Source organism: uncultured Gimesia sp., assembly GCF_937910335.1.
Classification (GTDB): domain Bacteria; phylum Planctomycetota; class Planctomycetia; order Planctomycetales; family Planctomycetaceae; genus Gimesia.
On record NZ_CALEMX010000287.1, the window covers coordinates 1 to 6,458 of the forward strand.

The 6,458-nt window shown below is 43.0% G+C and carries 6 protein-coding genes; 5 read left to right on the top strand and 1 reads right to left on the bottom strand.

The window, feature by feature from the left end:
- The coding region (locus Q0668_RS11555) for a hypothetical protein (protein WP_298864536.1) at positions 1 to 504 on the bottom strand (504 nt) is incomplete at its 3' end.
- A 175-nt stretch (positions 505 to 679) separates the two neighbouring features.
- On the opposite strand from Q0668_RS11555, the gene Q0668_RS11560 reads away from it, so the two are divergent.
- The 5 genes from Q0668_RS11560 to Q0668_RS11580 form a co-directional block, all read left to right on the top strand.
- Positions 680 to 2,692, top strand: a complete 2,013-nt coding sequence (locus Q0668_RS11560) for an Hsp70 family protein (protein ID WP_298864538.1) — start codon at positions 680 to 682, stop codon at positions 2,690 to 2,692.
- Between the two features lie 71 nt (positions 2,693 to 2,763).
- Complete coding sequence (gene menC, locus Q0668_RS11565) at positions 2,764 to 3,876, top strand: o-succinylbenzoate synthase (RefSeq protein WP_298864540.1); 1,113 nt, start codon at positions 2,764 to 2,766, stop codon at positions 3,874 to 3,876.
- Positions 3,877 to 4,088: 212 nt separating this feature from the next.
- The gene (locus Q0668_RS11570) at positions 4,089 to 4,568 is read left to right on the top strand and encodes an RNA polymerase sigma factor (protein WP_298864542.1); all 480 of its coding nucleotides are present in this window, start codon (positions 4,089 to 4,091) and stop codon (positions 4,566 to 4,568) included.
- Between the two features lie 41 nt (positions 4,569 to 4,609).
- Positions 4,610 to 5,362: a hypothetical protein gene (locus Q0668_RS11575; protein WP_298864544.1), complete on the top strand. Its 753-nt coding sequence runs from the start codon at positions 4,610 to 4,612 to the stop codon at positions 5,360 to 5,362.
- A 78-nt stretch (positions 5,363 to 5,440) separates the two neighbouring features.
- Positions 5,441 to 6,458, top strand: a 1,018-nt coding sequence (locus Q0668_RS11580; protein WP_298864546.1) for a lactonase family protein, incomplete at its 3' end; no start/stop codon positions are given.

A 6,458-nucleotide genomic window follows, 5' to 3' on the forward strand; every position in this document is an offset into this window, starting at 1 on the left:
AAAACGTAATCGTGTTTTTAAATTCGAATGAGAGTTTGCCAGTTTAAAAAACGCCTCTTTTTTTAATTCCAAGAGCGTTTCCAGTTTAGAAACCATTTTCTCTGGACCAATATAAATTGTGCTGCCAACGATTTCAGATTTTGCATGGACCAGCGAGGCTAATTTTTGTAGTCCCTCCTCCAGTGTCAAGTTTTGAATATCCAGTTTCAGCTTAAGCGAGGGATCAATCCTTCGGTCAAGAATGATTGAGATATTTTGTGTACTACTGATTCGCTGAAGGATGGAACGAATTCCTATGTTGGACCATGAAGCAGAAAAAGTCTTTGATAATCCCTTTCGAAAGTTTCTGTCTGTCAAGTATTTTGGAAGATCCCGATTCAGGATCACAGTCTGATTTTCTGATATCTGAGCAGAGGAAACAGGCTGGGTCATCCCCATATCGCTGGAAACAAAGAGCAGAGTTGCCAAAATCCACCATTTCAGGCGGCAGGGAAGTTTTTTCACTGTGCTGATCTTTCTATCTGGCCAACAATTTGACTGGTATTTATGACCGGAAAAACACGAATCAAGTGCTGGAGTGTTATAGGCTTCCATGATAACATAGTTACAGGGACTTTTCCTGTCCTGTTACGACTATTCAAGTATCTGATATTGCTTATCTTTAGAGAGTTCATGGTTTATGCAGAAAATACAGGCCGTTGGCATCGATCTGGGAACCACCTATTCCTGTATTGCTCATCTGAATGAGCATGGAGAACCAGTTACCATTCCTAATCAGGAAGGTGAATTATCGACTCCGTCAGTTGCTATGTTTGATGGTGCTGAGGTAATTGTTGGTACGGAAGCGCTAAGGCATGCGATAGTCAATCCTCGAAATGTCATACAACATGCGAAGCGTTTTCTGGGGAAATCTAATTTTCGCTGGGAGATTGATGGTCGTTACTTTACTCCCATTGATATTTCCTCGTTTGTATTAAAAAAACTGCTCGCTTCGGCAGTGGAACGTATCGGGCCCGTCGAATCGGCAGTGATTACTGTTCCTGCATTATTTAGTGATATACAGCGCCAGGAAACGATCGCTGCTGCTAAACAGGCGGGCCTAAAGCAGGTGGACCTGATTAACGAACCAGTGGCAGCCGCCCTCTGTTATGTTTTAGGCACTGAGGGTATGTGGTTTTCCGAACTCGCTGAAGAACAATGCATTCTGGTCTATGATCTGGGGGGCGGTACATTCGATCTTTCATTGGTAAAGTATCAGAAAGATGAAGTGAACGTTATTTCCAGTGGCGGCGATTTAAAACTGGGGGGCATTGATTGGAACAGTAAATTGCAGGCAACAATTGCAGAACAGTTTTTTAATGAGTTTGGAGTGAACCCCTGCAATGATCCTGAAAGTCTACAATATCTGGCAAATGAAGTGGAACAGGCAAAACGCAGCCTTACCGTCAGGCCAAAGACAACTCTTGCCTGTCAGATAGGATCAAAGCGAAAAACGTATCAGATTACACAGTCTCAATTTGAGCAGCTTACAAAAGGGCTGGTGGATCAAACCACTAACATCACAAAAGCATTGTTAAAAGATAATAAGATGGGATGGGCTCATGTTGATGTTGTGCTGACAACTGGTGGATCATCGCGTATGCCAATGGTTCGAGATGCCTTAAAAAAATCGAGTGGAACAACTCGAAATCTTTCACTTCCACCAGATCAGTCCATTGCTCATGGGGCCGCTTATTATTCAGGGATGCTGTTAAGCAATCGAGAATATGCAAAGTCCTTCTTGACAACAGAGGCTGCCAGTCGTCTTTCGAAAATTAAGCAGCATAGTGTTAATGCACGCTCACTGGGTTTCCTGGTACGTGATCAACAGGGTCAACAGCGCATGCCACACTATCTTTTGCCGGCCAACACGAAATTACCAGCATCTATCAAACATACCTATGGGACTGTATCACCCAATCAGCGTCGAGTGCATTTAAAATTAATAGAAAGTGGTGCCTCACAAGATGAGCCATTTGCCATTTTGGGAAATTGTGTGATAGACGGGCTACCCGCAGATTTACCAGTCGATTCTAAAATTGAAGTGTTAATGGAATACGATTCCGAAGCTAGAGTTCATGTCTCTGCCAGGGATCTTACCAGCGGAAAAGCAGCCGAAATTGAAATTACGCGAGAACAGAATTTGATTCAAGGGACTGCTGATGAGGCAGAACTCAAAGTGGGCTCTCAGGTCGAAGCGGACGTTTCGCAGCTCCCAATGGTAAATGAAATTCTGGATCAGGCAGAATCAATCAATCAATCGAAGAAAACAAGAGAATTACCAAGAAAACAGGTTCGTTCAGTTAAGCCTGGATCAGTCGTTCGTGGACTAGATAGTTCAGAGCGTCCGGTTGCTTTGTGTAATCAATGTGGTGAACCTCAACAGGGAGCTCCTGGTTCTGGATGTTCGGCTCCCGAAACACATTCTCAAGGTGTATTATCATCGCGAAATGAGGTTCTTCAAAAAAAGACAAAGAAAAAAGTTCAGAAAAGACGTCAGCAAAACCCCAGTCAGAAAAAACGGTCGGCAACTCAGCGATCAGCAACAAATCAGCCTCAGTCGCAAAAACAGGCCAAGGGTCCATCTCAGCCTAAGGCAAAGGGGCTAGATGCTGCTGAGAACGAATTCTGGGATCTACTGGATGATGCTTAGTATAAGCGTTACACCTGAGATGAAATGAGTTCTTTTGACGTAGGCGTAGTAGAGAAGGAAACAAACTTCCGATGAAAATCGAACGGATTGAATTATTTCATGTGGCAATGCCTTTGATCTATCCCTGGCGAACTGCTTATGGTGAAGATACTGCCATTCATTCTGTGTTATGCCGATTGGTGAGTGGTTCTGTTGAAGGCTGGGGAGAGAGTACCCCTCTCGCTGCTCCCTGTTACAGTCCAGAATGGGCCGGGGGCGTCTTTCATACAGTGTCTGAATGGTTAGCGCCGGCAGTGATTGGTCAGGAAATCGAGAGTGGTCAGGCATTACAGGAAAAACTGTCTCTTTACAAAGGGAATTCATTTGCCAAGGCAGCATTGGATAATGCATGGTGGAGCTTGCACAGTAGGCTGACCAATGTGCCATTGCATATTGCTTTGGGCGCGACAAGAAATGAAGTGCCAGTTGGAGCTGATTTTGGCGTGATGGATCATCTGGATGAATTGATTGAAGTTGTGGGGTCAGCCGTAGAAGAGAACTTCCCGCGAATCAAACTCAAGTTTCGTCCTGGATGGGATATTCCAATGCTCAAAGCGATTCGGTCTTCGTTTCCTGATGAAACGTTTCACATCGATTGCAACAGTGGATATCGAATTAAAGACGCCTCATTATTTCAAGCAATCGATGAATTTCAGTTGGCGATGATCGAACAGCCATTACAACATGATGATATTACGGATCATGCTCGGTTGCAGGAAATGATTAAGACCCCCATTTGCCTGGATGAAACCATCACGCACCCCTATCGTGCTCAGCAGGCTGTAGAATTAAAAAGCTGTCAGTATGTGAACATTAAACCGGGGCGAGTTGGAGGACTGACAAATGCTGTTAGAATCCATGATCTCTGTCAGCAGGCAGGAATTCCCTGCTGGGTGGGAGGTATGCTGGAAAGTGCGACAGGCGCCTCGCATTGTACTGCTTTAGCGATGTTGGATAATTTTACTTATCCCGCAGATATATTCCCCAGCGAAAAATACTATCATGAGGAACTGGCAGAATTTCCACTGAGTTTAATTGACTCTGAAGAAGGTGTTCCCAGCGTTAAGGCTTTTGAAAATTTGCCTGATCCCAATTTTAACAGATTAGAATCCCTGACGATTCAAAAGAAAGTCATCAAATCTTAAAGTTGGAACAATTTTGAATCATGAGCGAGTTCAAATGTTCATTTTTTGTGAGGTTGGAATTTGAATGATACGGATAAACGACTGATTAAAGCTAAAATATTCTAATAATTTCGCTTAATTGGGGAATAACAAGATGTATTTCAGCATCTTTCTTAATAGAGATTTAGGTTATGTCATTGCAGAACCAGAATGATTCAGATGAGCTCACATTGTTGGTAGATTTACATTATCAGCTACTGTTTCGGTATGCATATCGTTTGTCGGGCGATAGAGCAGAGGCAGAAGATCTTACCCAACAGACTTACCTGATAGCTCAGAAAAAACTTTCTCAGCTGCGAGATATGAGTTTCGCACGTTCATGGCTTTGCACGATATTACGTAATTTGTTTTTGAAAAATATTACGCAGAAGATCACCCCCCTCTCTTTGAGTCAGTCGTTCGATCTGGTTTCAGAGGAAGTAGTAGTCCCTGAATTAACTTCAGAGGAGTTACAGGGTGCTCTTAATGAATTGCCGGAAGACTTTCGGATTCCGCTGTTGATGTTTTATTTTGAAGAGCGATCTTACAAGGAAATTTCTAAGGAATTGTCGATTCCTCTTGGGACAGTGATGAGTCGTCTGGCAAGGGCAAAATCTTATTTACAAGAACGATTTTCCTCGCGTTCCGAAGAAAAGACAACTATTCATTCATAGTATCTTAAAGTTGTCATTTTAAACGGTTAAATGGAATTATAATGAATCTTTCAGAGTCATCCCCAGAATCAGAATTTTCTTCATCAGATCATACTGGTTCTGGATTATCTTCTGGAGATGCCGCTTTTCATGACCAGATCAAGAATGTTCTTTTTGATGTTGAGATTCCTGAAGGTTTAAAAGATTCAGTCTTGGCAACGCTTAGTCAAAATCATGTGATTGGTTTATCGAATGATCATAGGGTTGCCCTGTCTCGAAGAGATTTTCTTAAAAAGCCTGGTGTAATTACAGGGCTTTCAGTTTGCCTGATGTTTTTAATGATGCTGACTTATTTTTGGGCCACTCAGGAGCCCGTCATAGCTTTGTCTGAATTCAGTCCGGAATTGAATCTGGACAGCCGCCTCTTGTCTGATTTTGATAATAATTTTTCAGAACAATTTCCCGTTCATGGAGGCTGGCGTCGCAAAGGCCGTTTGGTCTTTACCAGCAAATCTTATGGCATTTCGGTAGGCGACGCATCAAAGCATGATGCCGTTGTGCGGTTTTTTACTCTTCCGACTGGGGGAGAAAAATTAATTTATGGAGCATTGGTTCAGGTTCCAGCTGGTCGGGTTGAACCCTTACCTTCGCATGCGTCTTTCAACCCTGGTAATGTAGCTTATGCTCAACTCAAAAAGGGTAATTATGCCACTGTCAAGTGGGTAGAAGATGACCGGGTTTATATCTGCATTGTCTTTGGCGGATCCCGAGAATTAGAAGCAGTGAAACGTGCTTTACAATTCGCGACTGCTTGAAATTAGCCCCAGAACCGGCTCTACTGGTAAACAGTACTATCGGCACCTTTGAGTTGGTTCATTTTGAAAGAGGCTATCATGCATCTTCTGTCGCGATTTTGTTTGATCATTGTGGGGTTATGTTTTTTGTCTGAGATTCCCTGTAGCGCTGCGAGTTTCGTTTATATCTCCCTGGGGGGAGAAAAGAAAATCGCCATTTATCAAATGAACGAGCAGGATGGATCTTTAAGTCATCTTGAGGATGTCATGCTTGAGGGAGCTCCCGGATGTCTGGAAATAGATCCAGAAAAGAAATATTTATATGCCTCAGTTCGATCTGCGAAACAGTTTAAAAGTTTTTCTCTTAATCCCAAGAATGGTAAGCTGAAGAATATTTCATCGGTTTCTGCAGGAGGCAATGCGGCGTATATTGCAACAGACAAAACCGGCCGGTATCTGTTTTCTGCCTATTATGGTGAAGGCAAAGTTGCCGTTCACCGGCTCAAAAAAAATGGTGAGATTTCAGCTGAAATATTGCAATCAATTCCAACAGACAAAAATGCGCATGCAATATTACCAGATCAGTCGAATCAATATGTTTTTGTACCTCATACAGGTCCTAATGCGATTTATCAGTTTACCTGGGATGAAAAGAAGGGGCTGTTAAAGGCGAATCAGAAACCGTTGGTTCAGGCTTCTGTTGGATTAGAGCCGAGGCACCTTGCAGTATCTAAAGATAATCGTTTTATCTATTTTGATAATGAAAAGGCTAGTTCCGTCACGGCGTATCAACTAAATTCTAAAACAGGTTCGCTGACTCCCTTCCAGACAATTTCAACTCTTCCAAAAGGGTTTGAAGGGAATAATTCCTGTGCGGATATCGAGCTTTCCCCTTCAGGTCAATATTTATATGCATCCAACCGGGGGCATAATAGTATTGCCTGTTATCAAGTGGACTTAAAATCGGGACGATTGAAATCGCTGGGACAGGAGCCTACGGAGGATACTCCTCGTTCGTTTAACATTGACCCTTCAGGTAACTTTCTGTACGCAGCGGGTCAGAAAAGCGGTAAGCTGGCCGCTTATCGGATTTCGTCCAAAACTGGTAAACTCAAGC

Coding starts and splice junctions, on each gene's coding strand:
- Q0668_RS11560 (WP_298864538.1), top strand. CDS start 680: ATGCAGAAAATACAGGCCGTTGGCATCGATCTGGGAACCACCTATTCC.
- menC (WP_298864540.1), top strand. CDS start 2,764: ATGAAAATCGAACGGATTGAATTATTTCATGTGGCAATGCCTTTGATC.
- Q0668_RS11575 (WP_298864544.1), top strand. CDS start 4,610: ATGAATCTTTCAGAGTCATCCCCAGAATCAGAATTTTCTTCATCAGAT.